This window comes from Pseudomonas sp. AE27 (assembly GCF_037113495.1).
In the GTDB taxonomy this organism is placed as follows: domain Bacteria; phylum Pseudomonadota; class Gammaproteobacteria; order Pseudomonadales; family Pseudomonadaceae; genus Aquipseudomonas; species Aquipseudomonas palmensis.
In genome coordinates this window covers 2136222-2159048 of the sequence record NZ_CP146966.1, presented here as the reverse complement: position 1 = coordinate 2159048, position 22827 = coordinate 2136222, and the positions used below count along the sequence as shown (strand labels likewise).

The 22827-nt window shown below is 61.0% G+C and carries 11 protein-coding genes and 1 pseudogene; 9 read left to right on the top strand and 3 right to left on the bottom strand.

What is annotated here, in order from left to right:
* Window positions 1–30 precede the first annotated feature (30 nt).
* The 4 genes from V9K84_RS09795 (at window position 31) to V9K84_RS09780 (ending at window position 11444) form a co-directional block, all read left to right on the top strand.
* Entirely contained in the window at window positions 31–4044 is a 4014-nt protein-coding gene (locus V9K84_RS09795; RefSeq protein ID WP_088514452.1) for a hypothetical protein, read from the top strand.
* 558 nt (window positions 4045–4602) lie between these two features.
* Complete coding sequence (locus V9K84_RS09790) at window positions 4603–5388, top strand: DUF3732 domain-containing protein (RefSeq protein WP_338794333.1); 786 nt, start codon at window positions 4603–4605, stop codon at window positions 5386–5388.
* Window positions 5389–5508: 120 nt separating this feature from the next.
* Window positions 5509–10002 carry an ATP-binding protein gene (locus V9K84_RS09785; protein ID WP_168186830.1) on the top strand — a complete coding sequence of 1498 codons (4494 nt, stop codon included), beginning with the start codon at window positions 5509–5511 and terminating at the stop codon, window positions 10000–10002.
* A complete protein-coding gene (locus V9K84_RS09780; protein ID WP_168186831.1) occupies window positions 10002–11444 on the top strand; it encodes a multidrug DMT transporter permease in 1443 nt (480 codons plus the stop codon). Before V9K84_RS09785 ends, V9K84_RS09780 begins: the two co-directional genes overlap by 1 nt.
* 173 nt (window positions 11445–11617) lie before the next feature.
* Here V9K84_RS09780 and V9K84_RS09775 read toward each other — a convergent pair.
* Window positions 11618–11809, bottom strand: a pseudogene (locus V9K84_RS09775) (transposase); the annotation flags it as partial.
* A 315-nt stretch (window positions 11810–12124) separates the two neighbouring features.
* Window positions 12125–13039, bottom strand: coding sequence for a LysR family transcriptional regulator (locus V9K84_RS09770; protein ID WP_043863986.1), 915 nt, complete (start codon window positions 13037–13039; stop codon window positions 12125–12127).
* A gap of 198 nt (window positions 13040–13237) precedes the next feature.
* Here V9K84_RS09770 and V9K84_RS09765 point away from each other — a divergent pair, with 198 nt between their 5' ends.
* From V9K84_RS09765 to pgm, 5 genes are all read left to right on the top strand, one after another.
* Window positions 13238–14260 (top strand): zinc-dependent alcohol dehydrogenase family protein, encoded by a 1023-nt coding sequence (locus tag V9K84_RS09765; RefSeq protein ID WP_043863985.1) that lies wholly within the window; start codon window positions 13238–13240, stop codon window positions 14258–14260.
* Between the two features lie 546 nt (window positions 14261–14806).
* Entirely contained in the window at window positions 14807–16216 is a 1410-nt protein-coding gene (locus tag V9K84_RS09760) for a hypothetical protein (RefSeq protein WP_143516651.1), read from the top strand.
* Window positions 16217–16287: 71 nt separating this feature from the next.
* Window positions 16288–17940, top strand: a complete 1653-nt coding sequence (locus V9K84_RS09755) for a VRR-NUC domain-containing protein (RefSeq protein ID WP_088515127.1) — start codon at window positions 16288–16290, stop codon at window positions 17938–17940.
* On the top strand, window positions 17937–20198 hold the full coding sequence (locus V9K84_RS09750; protein WP_088515126.1) for an ATP-dependent DNA helicase: 2262 nt from the start codon (window positions 17937–17939) through the stop codon (window positions 20196–20198). The genes V9K84_RS09755 and V9K84_RS09750 overlap by 4 nt, the downstream gene beginning before the upstream one ends.
* Before the next feature lie 95 nt (window positions 20199–20293).
* The gene (gene pgm, locus V9K84_RS09745; RefSeq protein ID WP_088515125.1) at window positions 20294–21934 is read left to right on the top strand and encodes a phosphoglucomutase (alpha-D-glucose-1,6-bisphosphate-dependent); all 1641 of its coding nucleotides are present in this window, start codon (window positions 20294–20296) and stop codon (window positions 21932–21934) included.
* A gap of 85 nt (window positions 21935–22019) precedes the next feature.
* Here the strand turns inward: pgm and V9K84_RS09740 are convergent, their stop codons facing one another.
* Window positions 22020–22718 (bottom strand): pirin family protein, encoded by a 699-nt coding sequence (locus V9K84_RS09740; protein WP_043864092.1) that lies wholly within the window; start codon window positions 22716–22718, stop codon window positions 22020–22022.
* Window positions 22719–22827 lie beyond the last annotated feature (109 nt).

The following is a 22827-nucleotide window of genomic DNA, read 5'->3' as shown; positions in this document are numbered from 1 at the left end:
CGGGCTCGATTGAGCCTGGCCCGTCCCCACATGACCATTGCCCCACTTGACCGCCTCATAACGACCGGCACTACTGCTGATGAAGCGAGAGACGCTCGGCTGCTGAGCAGCCTGCTTAGCGAGCCATTCATTGTGCTCCTCGGTGCCCCTGGTATGGGCAAGTCCGTGGCGCTCAGCCAGCTGGCCCAGCTGGAGGGGGAAGCCTGCCACCCAGCATTCGCCGTGGTTGAGCAGCAATTTACACCCGGTTCGACAATCTACATCGATGCCCTTGATGAGATTCCGGTGGACGAGGCCAGGAGCATCGCAAGGGCTTTACAGCGCACTCCGGACGTCAGGTGGCGGGTAAGTTGCCGGGCTGAAAGCTGGAATGAAGGCGGGCGCCTCAGTCAGGCTTTCGGTGATAAGGGGGCTTCAACTGGTGTAGCCCCTGCAGTTGCCCAATTGCTTCCTTTAACGGAGCAAGAGGCAGTCAGAGTGCTTCAGGCGTTCGGCTGCGCTGATCCCGCAGCACTCCTCGCCAAGGTGGAGGTGATACGTTCGACGGCCTTCGCGATGACGCCTCTGGGTTTGAAATTCCTTACAAAGGCCAAAATAGAGTCACCCACCGAGTTGACGCGATTTGAGCTCTATCAGTCCGGCGTTGAGCACTTGGCGTTTGAGCACAACAATACCAAACAGGAGGATGGCCAGCGTGCCATCCTCTCGATGGACGCCAGGCTCGACATTGCCGGCCGCATCGGCCTGGCACTGCTGTTGTCAGGCAAGCATCGGATCAAGCTTTCCGTTTTTACAGATGACGCCGCGGTCACTTGTGACGACTTGAGGCTCGACCGCACTGCATTGACAGCAGTGTTGGACACCGCGTTGTTTATCAAAGCCGGGGACGTGTCCCAGCCGCTTCACCGCAGCATTCAGGAATTCCTCGCCGGACGCTTTCTCGCAAGGCTTGTCACTAACGGGGTTGGCAATTCGAAGCTCCCGGCTGAACGCGCGCTGGCGCTCATCGTGTCTGCAGACGGCTTACCTGCTGACGGAATGCGTCCCCTCTACGCGTGGTATGCAGGACACTTGGTCAGCTTCGGATACCCAGATGAAGCAATGAGACTGGCACAACTAGACCCGGATTCATTGCTTCTGCACGGCGACACGGCAAAGTTGCCCGTCGACGCAAGGTTAACGGTTCTCAGGGACGTGGGTTCTAGAGACCCATTCTTCCGGTGGGCGCCTCACCAATGGGCACCAGCAGAAATCACAACGGTGGGCCTAATCACTGCTGACCTGCTTACCCAGGTGATAGCGATGCTGACCGGGGAAACGTCGGGCTACCGCATCAATATGCTTTTGGAGGCGCTGTCTGTAGGTAAGCCTCATGCCGCAGCAACTGACGCCTGCTGGGGCATGGTAGTGAGTCAAGCCGGGGTTGAGTGGTGCCGGCGCGCAGCAGTCAAAGCCTGGCTCCACTGTGCCCAGCCCACCGTTGACGTGATTTGGGCGAATATTGATTACCTCTGCCATATGGTGGAGCACGATTACGGCAACCTGCGCTCGGTGGCCCAGCTGTTTTGCGCTATCCCGTCAGAGAACCTGAACGTGACTGATGTGGATCGGCTGCTGAAAATGCTGATGGCGGTACACAGTGCTCTTTATCACGCTTCGAAAAAGATGGGTGGCCCCACCCCCACTATCACCTACGTCCTACGAGATGCAGCATGGCATGTAGCGTCGAGGTCATGGCGCGATTTGATTACTGAAGACCCGAAAAGCTGGCGCGTTGCGAGAGGTAAGGGGTCGATACAGCAAGCTTTTGCCTCGCACATCGCCTATGCCGTTGTTACGCAGTTTGAGCCAACTGTTGAAGAACTCGCCTGCCTGCTGATCGCAACAGGTTTGATTGTTGGCGATGACTCCTCCGCCTTCATCAATGCCGCGCAGAGGTACATTGAATCGCGGGGTGTGGTTGATGATCTAGTGGCTGAAATCGCCGCTGTTACCGACCTTGAAATTGCTGATTGTGGCTCGATTGGCATTGGATTGCGGCTCGTCGGCATCTCACCCACCGCAGCGTCCGTCAGCTTGCTTCTGAACTCAAGTCAACTGCTGGCCAGGACAGGGGGGGCTTATGTTGGGCGGCAGGTGGTTACCTGGGTTCTGCGACAGGGTGAGGCAACGCCTGACTGGTTACCAGCCTTGCTTACGGCTCGCCTAGACCGAGAAGTAGTATCTACGGTCAGGGCCGCTATCACTGCACATGAGGAGGAGCTTTCGATCCTGCAAGCACGTGCAGCTGATAGTGTGGAGGCCCAGCTACAACGAAGAATCAAGGCTTGCCAGACAGCTGAAACAATCACCGATGACCAATTAAGCGAGCTCTTCTACTGGGGGGCAGAGATTTATGCTGGAAATACGCCCCTGCCTCTTGTGGCTTGCAACGGAACAGAAGCGCTGAATGAAGCCTTCGGTGAGGCTCTTGCTGGTGCAGTAGTCGACGGGATTCTCGATGATCAGTGTTCTGCTACAGGGGTACATCTCGCAGCCCGGGCATCATTGCTGATTGACAAGGGTCGTGACCTCATTGGATTGTCGACCGAAGAAATCATCAGGGTGTACTTGTCTGCCGAGTACCTGAGAAGCTCCTACCTCAAAGATAGGCTTGAGGACCAGTGCATTGCTTTGCTTGAAAGCGCCTTCCGCATAGAGCCAGAAACGCTCGCTCAGCTCTCCCGTGCAAATGACGGATCTTGGCGCATTTTTTTGAAAAGGCTCGGAGAGAAGCCGCGGGCTAGTGATTTGCAGGCGTGGGCCGTAAACGCACTTGTACGGCAACCAGACATGGTCGACAGAGGCTTGCTGGACGCGGCACAAAATCTAGCTTGGCTGAACCTTGACCACGATGAGCTAGTCTCGGTCGCTCGAACCTTCATTGACCGTCTGGTCGAGCAATGCAAGCAGGAGCCTCAGGGTAGGCTCTATTCCACCATCATCTCGGATCGACTTCAGTGGACATACTTCGGCGTTTGTATTGAGCCGGGCTTGTTCAGTGATGACTTCACCCGAGCATTGGAGGTGGCCGATGACCATACGATCCACCGTTTGATCGTCGACGACTACCCGCTTAAAGGCTTCAGTACTGAGCCTTCTACTACGATCAGCATCAGCACCCTCTTGATGCGGTTTTTCATCGCCCGATCGCCATCAATGGAAGGGCATTACGATCGCATCAGGATCGACACCGCAAAGGTGATGAAGTCGATCAGGCTGTCGGGTGAGAGACAGGCGGAAAGTGTCCTGAAGTCGCTGGTTGCCGCTGCGGAGGGAACGGCTTGGGAGCTGCTGCTCAGGCATGACCTTGAGGTCTACCGTCGCGATGCCCGGGCATTGGGTTGTTCGTTGATTACCCCGGCTGACTTAGCCAAAGTGATTGATAGCAAAGCCCCCATCAGTGTCCGTGATCTGCGAGCTCTGACCCTTATGGAGCTGCGCAAAGTTGCATCAGAAATCCAGTCTTCGCCACTGAACATCTGGAGCCTTTACTGGAATGAAGATGCGCCTAAGCCAGAGAACGATTGCCGCGACATTTTAGCCGATAAGCTTCGTGATCGCCTGCGGGTTTATGGTGACTTCGAGGTATCTCCAGAGGTGGCGTCAGCAGGAGGGACTCGGGCTGACATGGTGGTCACGCACGGGACCTTGTCTCTACCGTTCGAGGCTAAACGTTCAGGCCACAGTCACCTTTGGTACGGGCATAGCGGTCAGCTTCAAACCTATACACAGGCGCCGAGCACTGAAGGGCAGGGGATCTACATTGTCTTTTGGTTCGGGAAGGGGCTGAAGATCCCGGCATCGCCGGAGGGCACCACGCCTGACACACCTGATGCACTCAAGGTCGCACTTGAGGGGCAGTTGCCGGCAGAGCTAAGGGCCATAACATCTGTTGTAGTCCTGGACCTTACTGACGCAGGCGCTGCTGCGAAAGTACGAAAAGAGTCCGGTTACGAGGAAGGAAAAGCGGCCAAACGAGAGAGACGAGTCAGCAGTAAGTAAAAAAATAGGTTTAATGGAGCGCTTGAGCTCCATCTGCCATAGAACCACAAGTGTAGTGACGGAAGTATCGGTCAACGGGGAGGGTGTGCCTACTGTTGTTTCCAGATCCACTGAAACACCGCGACACGGTCGGTTCGTCTCAGGCTGAGCATTCCACTCAGCCCGGACTCAGTAGATGCTGGTGCACCGCACTTGGCGTCTTTGGGTGAGCTTCCAGCCACCCTCGATGGTGGTTCCCAGCCCTTTCTCAACCAGGCTGTTGAGGTATCGGGCCTTTACACCTTGCTCAAAGGAGAGCTCCTGGCTTTGCCGCTCTGTTGACAGGCGGACGATCAAACCCTGCTCTTGAATTGTTGGTGCAGGGCTCATTAAGGACAAGCTAATCCGCTCTCGGTCGAGAGCAGCAACTCCGATCGGCTGTGTTCGACCCAATATTTGCATCCGCTTAATTAGTCTGCTTGGATTGGAGGTGTCTACGAAGTCAGGGGCGATTCACTCATCAAATCGCTGGCCAAGGAAAAGGATGTCCTTTCGGGTATCCAGACCAGCATCAACCAGTTGACCAAGCAGGTCGAAGATCTCAAGAAAAGCAAGACGGTTGATGAGATTGCGCTGCGCGTGAAACACCGCATCGAGGGGGTTATCGAGGACTACGATAGCAAGCCTAAAACCGAGTATGAGGGTACTCTCCAATTCATCAAAGACAGATTGGCCGTGATCAAGCCGCTCCTGGATGCCTACAACGTCAGCGGAAAAATGGGCGACCTGAGCGACCTGATCAACAGTGAGATGGCCCGCATTGGTGCCGGGTTCGATTTTGAAGAAGCTTACCAGCCGATCAACCTAAAGTTCGATCTGCACACTTTCGATCTGTGGCACGAGAGTGCCGACATGGGTAACGTTTACCTCCGTTCGATGGGGAGTGGGGCGAACTGGCTTTATTCCCACCTGACACTGTTCCTTGCACTCCACTCGGTGTTCGCGCTGAAGCATGAAGAGGGCTGCAAAATCCCTCCCATCCTGTTCCTAGATCAGCCCACCCAGGTCTATTTCCCGACCAAAATTGACCATGGCCAGGCCTTTGACGCTAAGGCGCTAGCTGAGAAGACTGCAAGCACTGATCGTTTGGACGACGACTTAAGCGCGGTAACGAACATGTTTAACAAGCTGGTCGAGTTTTGCGAACAGACTAAAGCGGCTACCGGGATGATGCCGCAAATCATCGTCACAGATCATGCTGACGATTTAAAACTCAAGGGGAAGGCTAATTTCCAGTCATTTGTACGTGCAACTTGGCGTAAGAGAGGCTTCATCGCTGAGCGGCGCCTCGATGCGCTGGTGTAGCCAACCGGGCGCCTATGCCGACCGCTTACCTGAAACGTCAGTTGATGATCTGATTGGCGCCGGTTTTGTGCCGCACGGACATGGGCTCACCTGAAATCGCGGCACAAAGGACCGCAAATGATGACTGAGAACATCAAGAACACGGCGATCACCGCAGCCGGCTATATCTATCAGAACCGGCAAGGGTTGCGGGTGTTGTGCGACTGGCTAGATGCGCCGAGTCGCTACGCAATGGTTAAGTTCGAATGTGACGTCGATGCGGACGCACCGATGGGGCTGGATGACATCGTGGTGGAGCGTTCAGACGGTCTGCAGGATCTCAAGCAGGTAAAGTTCACGCCAAACCCTGATGCACATCCGCTGTCCTGGGATTGGTTGCTTGAGAAGTCAGGCAAGACAGAGCGATCCCGGTCGATGTTGAAAAAATGGTATGACGCATACCGGTCGCTGGACCCCGCGCGGATCGGCGAAATCTCTCTGCTGACCAATCGCCGACCAGATGCCGAGATTGAAGTCTGTCTATCGAACGGCAAGATTGACTTTTCCAAAGTTGTTGGTCCGAGGCGCGCGGCGCTTATCGCCGAGCTTGGCGACGAGAACGACTGCAAGAAGTTTCTCGACCAGTTGCAGATCACGCACAGCGATAAGGGTTACGAAACTCTTGAACACGAGATTGACGCAAGGTTACGCGCGCATGGCACGCCGGAGGGCATCGCCGTACTCAAAACTCTTGCTTTGAACTGGGCTACTCAGAAGGACTCTCCGCCGCCGTCCGGCTGGATTACGTTGCCAGAGCTTCGCGCGATCCTTCAAGCGACGCCGCCTGCACCGCTGCCCGAGGATTTTGCAGTCCCTAAGGGGTATGAGGTACCCGATGCAGTCTTCCATCGCGAATTCGTCGAGGAAGTCATGCGCTCGGCCGGTAAGGCGATTGTCTTGACTGGGCCGCCAGGCCGTGGCAAGAGCACCTACCTCAGCGCTCTGTGCGACACGTTTGCCGAAAAAGATATTCCAACTGTACGCCACCACTACTTTTTGTCCACGACGGCGCGTGGTCGGGATCGCGTACACAGCCACGTTGTCGAGGAGTCTATCCGGTCGCAGATCAAACGATTTCATCCGAACGTTCCTTCTACCTCAGGCAGCCTGCGAGCTTTATTGGAAGCCGCTGCATCCCACTACAAGTCGCTCGACAAACCGTTCGTGCTGATCTTGGACGGTCTTGACCACGTATGGCGCATTCATGCTGGAGACAAACAACCGCTTGAGGACTTGTTTTCTCAGTTGGTGCCTTGCCCTGAGAACTTGGTGCTGCTGGTCGGTACACAGCCAGTGGACGACACTCAATTGCCTGCCGACCTTTTGGTAGCGGCGCCCAGGGCAAATTGGAAGATGCTCCCGCCCATGTCCGGCGACGCTGTCCTTTCATACCTTCAACAGGCAGTTCAGGCCGGTCGGTTGAGCACGCGTCTTGAGCCCGTAGAGCTTGAGGAACCGGAACTTCATGGTGAGGAGAGTAAGGCTGAAACGTCTAGAGCTTCCGCAGTACATGAGGCTGCTATCGAGCAGGAGTTGCAAAGTGCTGCCGCCGCACTCCGCGCCAAGACCAATGGGCATCCGCTGCATGTCATCTACGCAACCTCTGCACTGGTGCTTGCTGGTGGCAAGGTTACGCGATGGGACGTCGAACAACTCACTGGTGATCTGAGCCAAGAAGCGAAGTTCTATTACGGATCACTGTGGGAGCGTCTTTCTCCTAGCTCGAAGGATGCCCTGCGATTGGTATGCACCTTTCCGTTCTTCTGGCCGCGAACCGCATTCGCTGAGATCGCTACCGCGATGGGGCTGGCTGCGCCGGAAATCGAGAAGGTGGCACATCTGCTTCATTCGTCGGCCGCTGGGCTGAAGGTCTTTCACGAGAGTCTGGCCGTATACGTGCGCTCGACCGATGGATACTCCGATCGTATCGCTGAACTGAGGCCGCAGGTTGCGCATTGGCTAGAGACTTTGGCGCCCGACGCGTTGAGGGTGAACTGGCTCTGGACGATCCAGGCGCAGCTCGGTGATCCAGGCAATCTTATCGCCGGTTTGACCCGTGACTGGGTGCTACATCGCCTGGAAGAGGGTTATCCGCAGTCGCTATTCGACACATTGATCACCGACGCCGTAACTGCAGCGCTTGACCGGGCTGAGTTCGCGCAGGCCTATCGCCTTCAGCACTTGAAGGACCGCATGATTGAGGGCAGCAAATACCAGATGCCGGACGAGGACATGGCTCGACTGGCTTCCTATACGTGGACGCTGGCGCCGGACGATGGAGTGATCCAAGAAAACGTTGCTTCCCGGCACGAGGCGGAAATAGAACTTGTAGCGGCATTGGGACTTGCGCTGCAATCGCGCGGCGACCATACCGTGGCTGAGATGTGTGGTGAAGAAACGCTGCGACGCTTCCGAGGTGCGAGTCGGTTCTCGAGCCAGTATGCGACAGGGAGCGGTTTGGAGGCTTTCAGATTCCTGGCTGCTGCGTTTGCGCAGTTGGGTGCAGTAGGGACCACCCCGGAGTGGCTCACGCAGCTTGCAACACGGGCTCATCCGGAATGGTGGTTGCCGTGCGTACGGTTGATGGCCGCAGAGGGGCAACTGGATGAATTGATGTCACTCGCAGCGTCGATGGGTGACGGCTGGCGCAAGCATGTGGTCAGCGATGCCTGCCTCCGAGCTGCGGCTCAAGTCAATGTCAGCATTGTCGAGCGTCCCGACTTCAATGAGCTCTCGACGACACCCTTTGTTGCTGCTATCAGGGCTGGCTGCACACGGTCTGTGACGCCCTTGAGCGCGGATATCCCGATTGATTGGCTGGAGCTGGACTACCGTAAACGGAGGGTGGGGCTGGCGAGGTTGGTACACCACTGGTTTTTCAGTACCGTGCATTTGAGGTTTTGCATGGCCGCAGAGGCGCAAACTGAATTCAGCATTGTACGCGCACCAATCTATGCGGACCGAGAAAACATTACAGACTTCCTGAATGCCCTCTCGGGCGTCGCGACACAGGTTGCGAATCGCTGGTGGCGAGGAGAGTTTGTGGATTTCCACGACCTCTATGAGTTACTGGAGCCGCTCGAGTACCTACATTTTCGACAAAGCTACGACTGGCAATCGTCGGCTGATGATTTTCGGGCAGCGCTGCATCGCGTGGCCTGTGATGTCCGACTCGGCAGCATCCTGTTAGGCCATGACGTCGAAGCTGATCTGACCGAAGCTACGTTGTCCGCTTCACGGACCTTCAAATGGTTCGATGCCGTGTCCTTCCGTGAGCAGTATGCCTCTGGACGTTTGACGAAGATGTCTCATGAGGCCGCCGCAACCTTTGTGAGATCCCAACACGAGCTTTTTGATGCGGAAGTTCGTCAGGAGACCAGCGTGCATTTGCAGACGCCGCTGCAACTGTGTGGAATCGCCGTTGCGCATGGTTTGGAGGACCCCGCGCGTAAACTATGTCGACAGACCTGGGAGCTGGCAACTGGCTTTTCGCATCGCAAAGACCCGACGTTGAGCAAGACTCTTGATGCGATAGGCTTCCTGGTCGACCACGCGCCAGAGGCTGCACGCCAACTGCTGGCGCAGGTGGCTTCTCAAGTCCACTCGGTGCTCGACTACACGGACGGCAGTGGTACCCGACATGTGTTGGCCGAGGCAGACGTGTTGCTGGCCAAGCTGGCTCCTGCCGCATTAGTGACCAAGTATGAGGAGCATCTGAGCGCGGGGCAGTGGACTGCGGCTGAGAATAGTCTGAGTGCTTACATTGAGCAGGGAGTGAAGTCTGGCTGGCAGCTTGACGCGCTGATGCGCACAGGGCTGCATCCGAATGTTGGCAACTTGCTGCAGCGCCTTTCCAAGGAGGGTATTCCGGGTGCCGCTGAGCGACTGCAGGAACTCATCGCTCACGGAGGATGGGATATCGGTGTGCTGGATCGCGAGGAACATCCTCGTTCTAACACCGATCGAAAACCTTTTGATGGTGACGTCTCAGCCTTCGAACCCGAAGAACTGGAGGCTTTGCTGGATCGTCTCTCGGGTCGTGGCTACGACGACGAAGCGGTGCTACAGGACTGGTATCGGTATTGGGAGGGTAACGGTCAAGGGAAGCGGCTTCTAGAGGCGCTCGATGTTCCGTTGTTGTCGGCCCGGGGGCTGGGCCGTGGTTTACTTCATATGTCCGGTCACGCCTTCCACACCAGACGCAAAATGAGTGGTCTGAGGGCGGCTTGGAAGTATCTCGTGGAGGCACAGATCAACAGTGGCGGGTGGATGAACTTCATGGAGGGCGAAGAGAAGACGCTGGCACGGTTGGACCTTGTGGCGAAGCATTACCCGAAGCGGTGCGACGAATTCGTGAGTGAAACGACCTATTCCATGTTCGGTGAGCCGGAGCGGCCGAGATTGGCTCCGGGCGAAGCCATGGTCTATTTCTATGCGAAGCAAAAGCGCATTGATGAAGCGGTCGCATTTGCGCAGGTGATGGTCGATTGCGTGCTCGAAGATACTCGAACGCTACCCTTGACTATACCGTGCTGGGGAGTCGAACTGGCGACAGCAGACCTTCAGGAGGAGTGATGGACGATCTTCGAATTCTCATTGCTCGTCTCGGATGGCCAATACCTGCAGGCCGATGGTGGACAATGCAGGAGTTGGCAAAACGACTGGGCGCCCCTGCCACAGCGGCAGAAACCGAGGCTGCGCTCCTGAGATTGCTGAACTCGTGCAAGCTTGAGGCGGAAGTCGTCGAGGCGCTTTGCATTTTCTGGATTGCTGCGGCGGTGGAGGGATACGTTGCCAATCTGGACTTGTTGAAGCGCACACCCAAACCGTCCCTGCTGTCCAACCTGTTCTTAGAGGCCCTCGGTTTTGAGGCGCAGGCGCTCGATGTCGACCTTAAAGTGGCGCCGCCAGACTTCGAGACCCCTACTGACTTCGATGGCATGCAGGGGCTGCAACTGGCCAGGAACTTACGAACGAATCTGAGCCGGCTAGAGAATCGGACCTCGCTCCCGCTAATCCGTCAGATGGCGTTCGAATGGACTCAGAACCAGACGGCTTATCCTGAGTCGCCCATACAGGGGGACTTCTGGCACTTTGCGCGGTCGCTGGGCGAAGGATTCGTGGGGCCGTACTCGAGTCGTGCCGCCCTTCGTGGGATTTCTGCCTATCTGCGTACCTTGGTGGTAGCAGAGCAGTTGTGGGAGCTGCCGGCCGGCGTCGTTCGCTATTACGCGCTTAAAGCACTGCCCGTTCATCCAGCGCTGGCTGCGCTGAGTCCGTCACGTCCGGCATGGGGGCTGATTCGGGGGGACTTCAGCGGGGGCTCAAAGGTGATTGAGGAAATCCTGCGAGGTGTCGTCGACCGCGTTGCAGCCGAGCGGCCCGGTGATGAGTTAGTTGCGCTCAGCTCTCCCGTAGAGATGACGATGGGGCGTTGTGTTGAGGTATCGCTGGTGCGTTGGTTGCAGGTCGGTGACAGTGAGGTGGCGGATCAGGACTTGGCAGTACATCTCGACACCTACTGGCACGACATGCCTACGCTGTCGAGCGCTCCTACGAAGCCACTCGACGGAAAGATATGGCTGCGTAGAATGCCTATCGATGAGCTTTTGGACGACCCGTCGACGTCTTTGCCTTTGGCGGGACGGGTTGACTTTGATCGCATGGGATACCTGCAGCTGCACCTCTATCCATCTAGATTATTTGTGCCTACTGTCGTGCATACTGATCAAATCGAGGTGCGCCAAGAAGGCGGTATGCTTGAGGTCCTAGAGGGTGAACAAGTGGTGGCGGATTATTCCCATTGGAACTCGGGCTGGGGGCCGGTGCGGCCGACGCAGCTGAGTGGGGCCTGTGGTGCAGCCTTAGTGTCGCGCGGAACGGCCTACCGCGAAGTTCCTGCCTCTGAAGGCCAGGTGGTTCGGTCATTCTATCTCTGGCAAGTTCGGATACTTCAGCGGAACAGCACGCAGGAAGCGTTCGATGAGGTCTTGAAGGGCGGGGTCTTCTTTGTCTAATCAACTGTCGCTTCCACGCTGACGGGGTAGGGCGGCGCTTGTACCGGAACGTGACGCCCTTGAGCTGGGTGACCACCCAGCGCAAGGTTGACTCAACCAGTCCAAGCGAACGAGCGGCATCGATACTGTTGTAGCTTTTTTCTAGGCACTGTACGAAGAGAGATCCGGCAGCAGGCCAACGTGACCATGGTGAGATAACTTATTGTGAGCTTGCAGTAACGCGTGGCCAGCCGGCGGTGCTCTTTCAGCCAGCCAAATAGACGCTCGATGACATCCCGCTCCCGGTACTTGGTTTGTCGAATAGCCGTGGGAGGCCGCGTTTTGGCTTGCGTTTCATGGCGCGGTAACCTCTGGCCGTTGGTCAGTGCCGGTAATCCTCCGCGCCACGTCTGTTGGAGCAGCTTGGTTTTCGAAGGTGGTGAGCTTAAGCGGCGGTCTTACTCTCGGGAGCACTCTGGAAAGCGAAAAATCACCGCGAAGACAGTTTTGGCACCCAAGATGAACAGCGTGGTCGGCAGATTACCGAAAGCGCTGACATTTTCGGTTGGGGGCATCCTTTTCAAACCATCCAAAGCATGCCCTCAAATATGCCCCAAATTTAGCAATTAACTGGAAGCAAATGGCTATTCGAGGCTAGAAAGAGGCAGAAATGATCAACTAATCAAGCATGCACGAAGCCCCTAAAGACTGTCAGGGTCGCCAAAAAACATCTGAATCCGCGACCGCAACCACCGCTCCCCCGGATCATTGTCCTGCGACCCGCGCCACGCCATATGCAGCTCGAAGCTCTGCACCTCCAGCGGCGGGTCTTCGGCGCGCAGGCCGCCGGCGGCGGTCAGCTGCTCGGCGGTGTAGTCCGGCACCGTGGCTAGGATGTCGGTGCCGGTCAGCAGGCTGCCCAGGCCGTTGAACTGCGGCACGGCCAGCACCACATGGCGCTTGCGCCCCAGCTTCTCGAGGATCTCGTCCATGAACCCGCTCAGGTCGCCGGCAAACGACACCAGGGCATGCGGGCGTGCGCAGAATTCATCCAGGCTGAGGCTGCCCGGCTTGCTGTCGGCACGCAGCACCTTGGGCCTGCTGCGACGCAGCACCTTGCGCTTGGCGTTGGCCGGCAGGTCGCTGGTCCAGCTCACGCCCACCGAGATTTCACCCGACGCCAGCAGCGAGGGCATCAGCAGGTAGTTGACCCGGCGCACCACCAGCACGATGCCCGGCGCCTCGGCGCGCACACGTTTGAGCAGTTGCGGCAGCAAGGCGAACTCGGCGTCGTCGGAGAGGCCGATGCGAAACACCGCCGTGCTGGTGGCCGGGTCGAAGTCGGCAGCGCGGCTTACCGCCGTGGAGATGGAGTCCAGCGCGGGGGAGAGCAGGGCGAAGATCTCCACCGCCCGCGCCGAGGGCTCCATGCTGCGCCCGGTACGCACGAACAGCGGGTCGTCGAACAGGCTGCGCAGGCGCGACAGCGCCGCACTGATGGCCGGCTGGCCGAGGAACAGTTTTTCCGCGGCGCGGGTGACGCTGCGCTCGTGCATCAAGGTCTCGAACACGATCAGCAGGTTCAGGTCGACGCGACGCAAGTCGTTACGGTTCATCGGCTTCGCTTCATAGGTCTGGTCGGGGCAGGGGTGAATCTTAAGGGCAAAGACGGTACCCTGCACCGCATAAATTGCGCAGCAGGCGCTATCACCAATCAATGACAGGCATGTTGACTATTAATGGCCACTGATGGTCTAACCGCTATAGCCCCGATAGAGTTGCGGGTATTAGAGGTTCACTAGGCGAGGTTTGCGATGTCCCGCATGATCCGTTTTCACAAATTCGGCCAGGCCGAGGTGCTCAAGTGCGAGGACGTGGCCACGCCGCAACCGGCTGCCGGTGAAGTACAGGTGCGGGTGCAGGCTATCGGCATCAGCTGGTACGACGTGCTGTGGCGGCAGAACCTGGCGCCGTCCCATGCGCGCCTGCCAGCCGGCATCGGCCACGAAATGGCCGGTGTGGTGACCGCCCTCGGCGCCGGCGTCGACGACCTGGCCATCGGCGACAAGGTCGCCAGCTTTCCGGCCACCAGCCCCAACGAGCACCCGGTGTATGGCGAGGTCATCGTGCTGCCGCGCAACGCACTGACCCGCTACCCCGATATCCTCAGCCCGATCGAGGCCAGCGTGCACTACACGCCGCTGCTGATCGCCTATTTCGCCTATGTCGACCTGGCGCGGGCCAAGGCCGGGCAGACCGCCCTGGTCACCGACGCCAGCCACTGTGCCGGGCCGGCCTTCGTGCAACTGGGCAAGGCCCTGGGCCTGAAGGTGATCGCCGCAACCAAGGACAGCGCCGAGCGCGACAACTTGCTCAAGCTGGGGGCAGAGAAGGTCATCGTGACCGAAGAGCAGGACCTGCTCATGCAGATCAACAAGTACACCGACAACCGCGGCGTGGACATGGTGCTCGATGGCCTGGGTGGCCCGCAGATGTCGTTGCTGGGCGATGTGCTGGCGCCACGCGGCAGCCTGGTGCTGTACGGCCTGCAGGGCGGCAACCAGACGCCGTTCCCGGCCTGTGCGGCGTTCCAGAAGAACATCCAGTTCTTCGTGCACTGCGTGAGCAACTTCACCGGCAAGCCGGAGCTGGGCATCACCCAGGACCAGGTGGCGCTGCAGCGCGCACTGCGCGATATCAACCAGTTCACCGCCGACCGCCAGGTATTGCCACACATCATCAAGGCCTACCCGTTCGACGAGGTCGTCGCCGCACACCGCCACATGGACGAGTGCCCGTGTGGAGGCCGCGTGGTACTGGTGCTGCCTGACGCCTGACAGGCTGCGCGACACGCCAAGCCCGAGCCGAGTCTCGGGCTTTTTTGTGGAAATTTCTTATTAAAGTTTCAGATGTTTCCTATTTAACTTGTGCGGACTAAGTACGGCGCTTGCGTTATGTTGTGGGCGTGGGAATAAAGACTTTCCGGTGTCCGTAAAATTACATCTTCGCGTGGAAAGGCTGCTGTTTCCTATGGGCGTCGGGCACTGTAGTGCCTAAGGCGGCGCTGTTCATCCAACCATCAATCATCTCAAGGAGCGAGATATGGTGTGCCAGCTGTACTGTTCATGGAGGTGGGGCCCTCGCACGCAACGCGCCGGGGGGCGCTGTCCGGGGCAAGGGTGGTCATCGGGCGATGCTGTTTCGATCTGAGTCGGAACAATCGTAGGAAGTTGTAAGAAACATCCTAAGACCATCATTCTTTTTTTAATTCACTTTGCCGTTGTTACGCAACGATGTCCTGTTACCCGCATCGGGTAACTTCCGGCTGCCGGCAGTCGTTATCGAATCAGGTATACACCATGAGTACCCTCCACGATCAAGCCATGACTCACATTTACCAGCAGGTCCTGCAGCGACTGCTCGAGTGCCTTACCCAGGGCCAGCGCGCGTCGCTGCAATTGCTTATCCAGCGCATGCTGGTGGCCGCCGGCGGGATCGAGCGCATAGGCGACTTCAAGGTGATGCTGGCCCATGGCGGCGGCAAGGACAGCTCCTTCGCCCTGGCGTTTCTGCGCGCCGCGCAGTTGAGCATTGCGGCGCGTGCGCCCGCCACCTTCGAGCTGCGCGTGGTCACCGCCCGCCATGTGGGCATGTCGACGGCGGTGATCGAGAACATCGAGCGTGGCTATTCGGCGCTGGTGCTGCATGACGACCTGCGGGTCGAGCTGCTGGTGCTGGACGACGGCGGCCTCCAGCACTTCGATGCACTCAAGCCGCTGTCGCCGCGTCAGCAGCAGGTCGAGCGGTTCGACACCCTGGTTGCCGGGCACCTGACCGCCGGCCAGGTGCGGCCGATGTTCTGCAATCGCTTCTACCTGGCGCTGGCCGAACTCTACCGCCAGGGCATGGGCTGGGAGGGCGGGGTGGACGCATTGATCAACGCCGACCCGATGCCCGAGCGCAAACGCTACCTGGCGTGGGGCCGCCGCATGATGCGCGAGGCCGGGTTGAGCAGTGCAAGGCCGGCCCACTCACACCCTGGCGCCCTGTTGCAGGGCCTTGGCCAACTGCGCCGCATCTACCTCAACGAGGTGCTGGGGCTGCCAGCCGAGCCCCTTCGGCAGGTCCCAGGCCCCCGCCGTATCCCGCGCTTCATCGACATCGCCGACCTGCTGCAGGACAGCCAGCAGGGGCAGAGCGTGCTGCTGCTCGAATTTCTCAGGTTTCGCTATGACGAGCTGGCCCTGGGTTTCAGCCAGTCGGCCTGTGCCAACCCGTTGCTGATGGCACACCTTGCCGGGCTGCGCGCGCAGTGGGTGCAGGGGCAGGACTATGCGCTGGGCATTGCCGAGCACCTGCAGCAGGTCAAGGCCCAGCTGCGGCGCAAACCGGTGCCGGCGGCGCTGCAGGCACTGGCCATGGAAACCTGGCAAGACCGCGAGCGCCACGGCCAGCGCCGCCGCCTGGCGGACAACTTCGCCCTGCAGGGCTACAACCTCAACGAAGAACAGCTGGCCTGCCTGCTGTTCGCGCCCTTCGTCGACCGCGGGCGCAACCTGGAGCGCTTCGTACAGGCGCGGCACCCCGGCATGCAGGCGGCGCTGCCCTACCTGCACAAGGCACTCAAGGGCGTACCCTCGCCACAGCCCATGGTGCAATGGCTGGAGGAGATCAGCGGCTTGTCCCTGAGCACGCTGCAGATGCTCTACCAGCGAGAAAGTGAAGCGGCCGCCGGTGGACGTTCGCTGCTGGCGCGGGCCCGCGACAGCGATCCGGGCCGGTTGCGCCATTGATCCGCTGAGGTTGCCAAGCCCGCCTGTCTGTATGTATAACCAGTGGATTCCTTCTGCTGGTTACCCGCTCCGTGATCGCCCATTCCGTCGCCGACCCGTTCTATTACCTGTGCAACTTTCAGCAGGTACTGGCCTGGGTGCAACTGCGCTACGCCGACCTGCTCGATGAACACGAACACGCCTTCATTCAACAGTTCGCGACGCTGGGCCAGGCCTCCCAGGCCCTGCTGGTACGCATGGTGATGCGCAAGGGGGTGATGTTTCGCGCCAGCAAGCTGACCTACCTGGAAATCGGCGCAATCGAGCCTGCCGCCGCGCCGCTGGTAGCGCTGGGCTGGCTCGACGACCAGCCGAGCCTGGGCCTGGACCACCTGTTCCAGTTGCTGCGCAAGGACGAAATCGCCCGCTGTTTCGCCGACGTGCTGGAGCGCCCGCGGGCTGCCAAGGGCGAACTGCTCGAACAGTTGTCGGCGCTGTATGCCGAGGCCAGGCCCCTGCGTCAGTGGTGGCCCGAATTCGACGAACCGGTGTACGTGCTGCACCTGCAGGCGCTGTGCGATCGTCTGCGCCTGCTGTTTTTCGGCAACCTGCACCAGGACTGGTCGGAGTTCGTGCTCGCCGACCTTGGCCTGCTGCGCTACGAGCAGGTCGCGTTCGGCGAGGATTCCCGGGCGCTGCGCGAGCGCGCCGATATCGACCTGTGCCTGGCCCTGCACACCTGTGCCGAGCAGCTCGAGGCCGGGCAGCCGGTCGAGCAGGTGCTGGCACTGCTGGACGGCCTGCAGCCGAGCAACCCGTGGCTGGAACGGCGCCGCGCCAGGTTGCTGTTCCAGCTTGGCCAGCATTGCGAGCGCAGCGGCGACTGGGCCCAGGCCCTGAACATCTACCCCCGCAGCAACCACCCCCAGGCACGCATCCGGCATATCCGCGTGCTGGAGCGCAGCGCCGATCATGCCGCCGCCCTGGAGCTTGCCAGCGAAGTGGGCGCCAAACCGGCCAACGCGCTGGAGGTCCAGGCGCTGGCGCGCATCGTGCCCCGCCTGCAGCGCAAGCTGGGCGGCCCGCCACAGCGTCGGCGCGCCCCGGCAGCGATCAGCCGGCTGGACCTGTGCCTGCCTGTCGATCTGTCGACGCTTGGCGTGGAGCAGGCGGTGCAGGTGCACCTGGCGGCCGATGACGGGCCGGTGCACTACGTCGAGAACACCCTGTTCAACAGCCTGTTCGGGCTGCTGTGCTGGGAAGCCATCTTCGCGCCCGTGCCCGGCGCGTTCTTCCACCCGTTCCAGAGCGGCCCGCTGGACCTGCACGACGCCGGCTTCCAGGCGCGCCGCGCCGAGCATTTTGCCGCCTGCCTGGGGCAACTGGACGATGAGCGCTACCGCCACACCATCCTGGCCAACTACCAGGCCAAGCACGGCCTGCAATCACCCTTCGTGTACTGGGAACTGCTGGATGCCACGCTGTTGCAGCAGGCCCTGGACTGCCTGCCGGCGGCGCACCTCAAGCGCTGCTTCGAGCGCCTGCTGGAGGATATCCAGGCCAACCGCGCCGGCATGCCCGACCTGATCCAGTTCTGGCCCGGGCAACGGCGCTACCGCATGATCGAAGTGAAGGGGCCGGGCGATCGCCTGCAGGACAACCAGCTGCGCTGGATCGCCTTCTGCACCGAGCACGGCCTGCCCGTCGAGGTGTGCCACGTGCAGTGGGCACAGCCGGCAGCATGAGCTACAAGGTAGCGGTGCGTGCGCTGTGCGAGTTCACCGCCAAGGTCGGTGACCTGGACCTGCGCTTCACCCCGTCGCCCTCGGCCCAGGAGGGCATCACCGGCCACCGCACGGTGGTCACGCGCCGGGGTCGGGGCTATGAGTCGGAGGTGGCGCTGGAGGGGCAGTTCGAGCAGTTGCAGGTACGCGGGCGCGCCGACGGCTACAACCCGGCGCTCAACCGCCTGGAAGAGATCAAGACCTACCGCGGCGACCTGGCCAGCCAGCCCGACAACCACCGCCAACTGCACTGGGCCCAGGCCAGGGTGTATGGCTGGCTGCTGTGCCAGCAGCGAGAACTGGCCGAGGTGAACCTGGCGCTGGTGTACCTGGACGTGGACAGCGACCGCGAAACCCTGGTGGAGGCCCGCCATACCGCCGCCGAACTCGAGCAGTTCTTCATCGCCCAGTGCACGCTGTTCCTGCGCTGGGCCCAGCAGCAGATGCAACGCCAGGCCTTGCGCAACAGCGGCCTGCAGGCGCTCGCGTTCCCCCACGCCAGCTTTCGTACCGGGCAGCGCGAGCTGGCCGAGACCGTGTACAAGGCGGTAAGCACCGGCCGCTGCCTGATGGCCCAGGCCACCACCGGCATCGGCAAGACGCTGGGCACGCTGTTCCCGTTGCTCAAGGCGATGGTGCCGCAGCAACTGGACAAGGTGCTGTTCCTGACCGCCAAGACGCCGGGGCGGGCGCTGGCGCTGGAGGCCGTGCAGCGGGTCATGCACGCCAGCCCCGAGCTGGCCCTGCGTAGCCTGGAACTGGTGGCACGGGAAAAGGCCTGCGAGTTCCCCGGCACCGCATGCCACGGCGAAGCCTGCCCGTTGGCCAAGGGCTTCTACGACCGCTTGCCCGCCGCCCGCCAGGCCGCCGCGCAGCAGCCGGTGCTGGACCAGGCCCGCCTGCGCGAGGTAGCCCTGGCGCACCAGGTGTGCCCGTACTACCTGGGGCAGGAGATGGCGCGCTGGGTGGATGTGCTGGTGGGCGACTACAACTACTACTTCGACCAGAGCGCCTTGCTGTTCGGCCTGGCCCAGCTCGACCAGTGGCGGGTGGCGGTGCTGGTGGACGAGGCGCACAACCTGGTGGAGCGTGCACGCCAGATGTACAGCGTGAGCCTCGATCAATGGCAATTGAAGGCCCTGCGGCGTGATCCCCCGGCAGGCATGGCCAACGCCTTGCAGCGCCTTGACCGGGCCTGGAACGCCGTGCACAAGGACCAGGACGTTCCCTACCGCGCCACCGGCCAGTTGCCCGAGGCCTTTCTCAAGGCGTTGCAGCGTTTTGTCAGCCATGTGCAGGACAGCATGAACCAGCAGCCTGCCGGCGTCGAAGGGCCGCTGTTGCAGCTCTTCTTTCAGGCTTCGCAGTTCTTGCGCCTGTGCGAGGTGTTCGACGAGCATTTCGTGTTCGATATCAGCAAGCGCGACGGCCCGGGCCGGCGCAGCCTGTCCACCCTGTGCCTGCGCAACGTGGTGCCGGCGCCGCTGATCGGCCCGCGCATGGCCGCTGCGCGCAGCGTCACGCTGTTTTCCGCCACCCTCAGCCCACGCCACTACTACGCCGACCTGCTCGGCCTGCCGGCCGACACCGCGTGGCTGGACGTGGCCTCGCCGTTTGCCGCCGAGCAGTTGCAGGTGCACGTGATCAGCAGCGTGTCGACGCGTTTCCAGCACCGGCAGGCGTCACTGGCGCCGATCGTGGAACTGATCGCCGAGCAGTACCGCCTCCAGCCGGGCAACTACCTGGCGTTCTTCAGCAGCTTCGACTACCAGCAGCAGGTGGCGCGGCTGCTGGCCGAGCGCTACCCGCACATCGTGCAATGGTCGCAGTCGCCCGGCATGGACGAGGCGCAGCGCAAGGGCTTTCTCGAACGCTTTGTCGAAGACGGGCAGGGCGTGGGCTTCGCCGTGCTGGGCGGGGCGTTCGGCGAAGGGGTCGACCTGCCGGGCACCCGGCTGATCGGCGCCTTCGTTGCCACCCTGGGGCTGCCCCAGGTCAACCCGGTGAACGAGCAGCTCAAGCTGCGCATGGGCGCTCTGTTCGACGCGGGCTTCGACTACACCTACCTGTACCCCGGCGTGCAGAAGGTGATCCAGGCGGCCGGGCGAGTGATACGTGGCACTGAAGATCGCGGTGTGGTCATGCTGATCGACGACCGTTTTGCCGAGCCCCGGGTGCAGCGGATGTTTCCCGGCTGGTGGGCACCGCAGTACAAATAGTCGCGGCGGGCGGGATCGCCGCCGTCGCGTTGTGGTCGAAGTGCCAGTAAACTGCGTATTTTCATCACCCTGTACATCTTTACTTGAGGTTTTGCATGAAGCTCAGTCCCTTGGCGGGTAAACCGGCGCCAGCCTCCGTGCTGGTCGATATCCCCCAGCTGCTGACCGCGTACTACACCGGCCAGCCCGATGCAGGCGTCGCCACCCAGCGCGTTGCCTTTGGCACGTCGGGGCACCGCGGCAGCTCCGTGGACCTGGGCTTCAACGAAGCGCACGTGCTCGCCATCAGTCAGGCCATCTGCCTGTACCGCAAGGCGCAGGGCATCGACGGGCCGCTGTTCATCGGCATCGACACCCATGCGCTGTCGACCCCGGCGGCGGCTACCGCACTGGAGGTGCTGGCAGCCAACGGCGTCGAGGTGATGCTGGCCAAGGATGACGAGTACACCCCGACCCCGGCCATCTCCCACGCCATCATCTGCTACAACCGTGGCCGCAGCCGTGGCCTGGCCGACGGCATCGTGATCACCCCGTCGCACAACCCGCCGCAAAGTGGCGGCTTCAAGTACAACCCGCCCAATGGCGGCCCGGCCGACAGCGACGTGACCAAGTGGATCGAGGCCAAGGCCAACCAACTGCTGGCCGACGGCCTCAAGGGCGTGCAGCGCATGGGCCATGCACAGGCCCTCAAGGCCAGCACCACGCACCGTCACGACTACCTGGGCAGTTACGTCAGCGACCTGGTCAATGTGATTGATTTCGATGTGATTCGTGGTGCGGGCCTGCGCCTGGGTGTCGACCCGCTGGGCGGTGCCGGGGTGCGTTACTGGTCGGCGATTGCCGAGCACTACAAGCTCGACCTGGACGTGGTCAACACCGAGGTCGACCCCACGTTCCGCTTCATGTGCGTGGACTGGGACGGCCAGATCCGCATGGACCCGTCCTCGCCTTACGCCATGCAGGGCCTGATCGGCCTGCGTGATCGGTTCGACGTGGCGTTCGGCTGCGACCCCGACCATGACCGTCACGGCATCGTCACCCCGTCAGGCGGCCTGCTGGCGCCGAACAACTACCTGGCGGTGTCCATCGACTACCTGTTCCAGAACCGCCCGCAATGGCGCGCCGATGCGGCCGTGGGCAAGACCGTGGTCAGCAGCGGCATGATCGACCGCGTGGCGGCACGCCTGGGGCGTCGCCTGTACGAAGTGCCGGTGGGCTTCAAGTATTTCGCCGATGGCCTGTTCGACGGTTCGCTGGGCTTTGGCGGGGAGGAGAGCGCCGGCGCCTCGTTCCTGCGCAAGGACGGCACGGTGTGGAGCACCGACAAGGACGGCCTGATCCCGTCGCTGCTGGCGGCAGAGATGACCGCCCGTACCGGGCGCGACCCAAGCCAGGCATACGAGGCGCTGGCCGAGGCGCTGGGCAGGCCGTTCTCCACCCGGGTGGATGCCAAGGCCACGCCGCAGCAGAAGGTCCAGTTGGGCAAGCTGTCGCCGCAGCAGGTCAAGTCGACCACGCTGGCGGGCGAGCCGATCGAGCAGATTCTCAGCCATGCGCCGGGCAACGACCAGGCGATTGGCGGCTTGAAGGTGATGACGGCCAACGGCTGGTTCGCGGCGCGGCCTTCGGGCACCGAAGACATCTACAAGATCTATGCGGAGAGCTTCGTCGACGACGCGCACCTGCAGCGCCTGGTGGGTGAGGCGCAGGAGCTGGTGGACGCGGCCATCGCCTGATTCGGCCTCTTCGCCGGCAAGGCCGGCTCCTACAGGTGATGCGTGAACCTGTAGGAGCCGGCCTTGCCGGCGAAAGGGTCAATGCCTACGCCACATCCACCAGCACAATCTCGCTGTCTTGTAGCGCCACCACCCTTAGCACCTGCTCATCCTCCACCGCCACCCCGTCGCGGGCCTCGGCGCGCAGGCCATTGACCTCGATCACGCCCTTGGCCGGCACCAGGTAGGCCCGGCGACCCGCATCGATGCGGTACTCGGCGCTTTCCCCGGCCTTCAGCGTCGCCGCCACCAGCCGCGCATCGGCGCGGATCCCCAGGCTGCCTTCATCCCCCTCGCGCCCGCTGGCCAGGGTCACGAACCCTTCGCCGCGCTCGCCCTTGGGAAACGGCCGCACGCCCCACGACGGTGCCTGGCCCACACGCTGGGGCACAATCCAGATCTGGAAGATCCGCGTGTCCACGGCCTCCACGTTGTACTCGCTGTGGGTGATGCCGGTACCGGCGCTCATCACCTGCACGTCACCGGCTTCGGTACGGCCCTTGTTGCCCAGGCTGTCCTGGTGGGTGATCGCGCCTTCACGCACATAGGTGATGATCTCCATGTCGCGGTGCGGGTGCGGCGGGAACCCGCTGCCGGCGGCGATCAGGTCGTCGTTCCATACCCGCAGCGTGCCCCAGTTCATGCGGCGCGGATCGTGGTATTCGGCAAAGGAGAAGTGATGGTGGGCATCCAGCCAGCCATGGTTGGCGTGGCCAAGGGTGTCGAAGGGGCGCAGTTGCAGCATGCTCGTGTCCTCGGTAATCAGGTGGATGGCGCTGATGATCCTCTCGATAAACATCGAAAAAAAGCGTAAATATCGGCTAAATATGATCGTTATATTCGATATATAACCT

What these genes read in the sequence shown, in the direction of transcription:
- V9K84_RS09795 (WP_088514452.1), top strand. Translation starts at nt 31, where the DNA reads ATGACCATTGCCCCACTTGACCGCCTCATAACGACCGGCACTACTGCT.
- V9K84_RS09765 (WP_043863985.1), top strand. Translation starts at nt 13,238, where the DNA reads ATGTCCCGCATGATCCGTTTTCACAAATTCGGCCAGGCCGAGGTGCTC.
- pgm (WP_088515125.1), top strand. Translation starts at nt 20,294, where the DNA reads ATGAAGCTCAGTCCCTTGGCGGGTAAACCGGCGCCAGCCTCCGTGCTG.
- V9K84_RS09740 (WP_043864092.1), bottom strand. Translation starts at nt 22,718, where the DNA reads ATGCTGCAACTGCGCCCCTTCGACACCCTTGGCCACGCCAACCATGGC.
- V9K84_RS09780 (WP_168186831.1), top strand. Translation starts at nt 10,002, where the DNA reads ATGGACGATCTTCGAATTCTCATTGCTCGTCTCGGATGGCCAATACCT.
- V9K84_RS09750 (WP_088515126.1), top strand. Translation starts at nt 17,937, where the DNA reads ATGAGCTACAAGGTAGCGGTGCGTGCGCTGTGCGAGTTCACCGCCAAG.
- V9K84_RS09760 (WP_143516651.1), top strand. Translation starts at nt 14,807, where the DNA reads ATGACTCACATTTACCAGCAGGTCCTGCAGCGACTGCTCGAGTGCCTT.
- V9K84_RS09785 (WP_168186830.1), top strand. Translation starts at nt 5,509, where the DNA reads ATGACTGAGAACATCAAGAACACGGCGATCACCGCAGCCGGCTATATC.
- V9K84_RS09770 (WP_043863986.1), bottom strand. Translation starts at nt 13,039, where the DNA reads ATGAACCGTAACGACTTGCGTCGCGTCGACCTGAACCTGCTGATCGTG.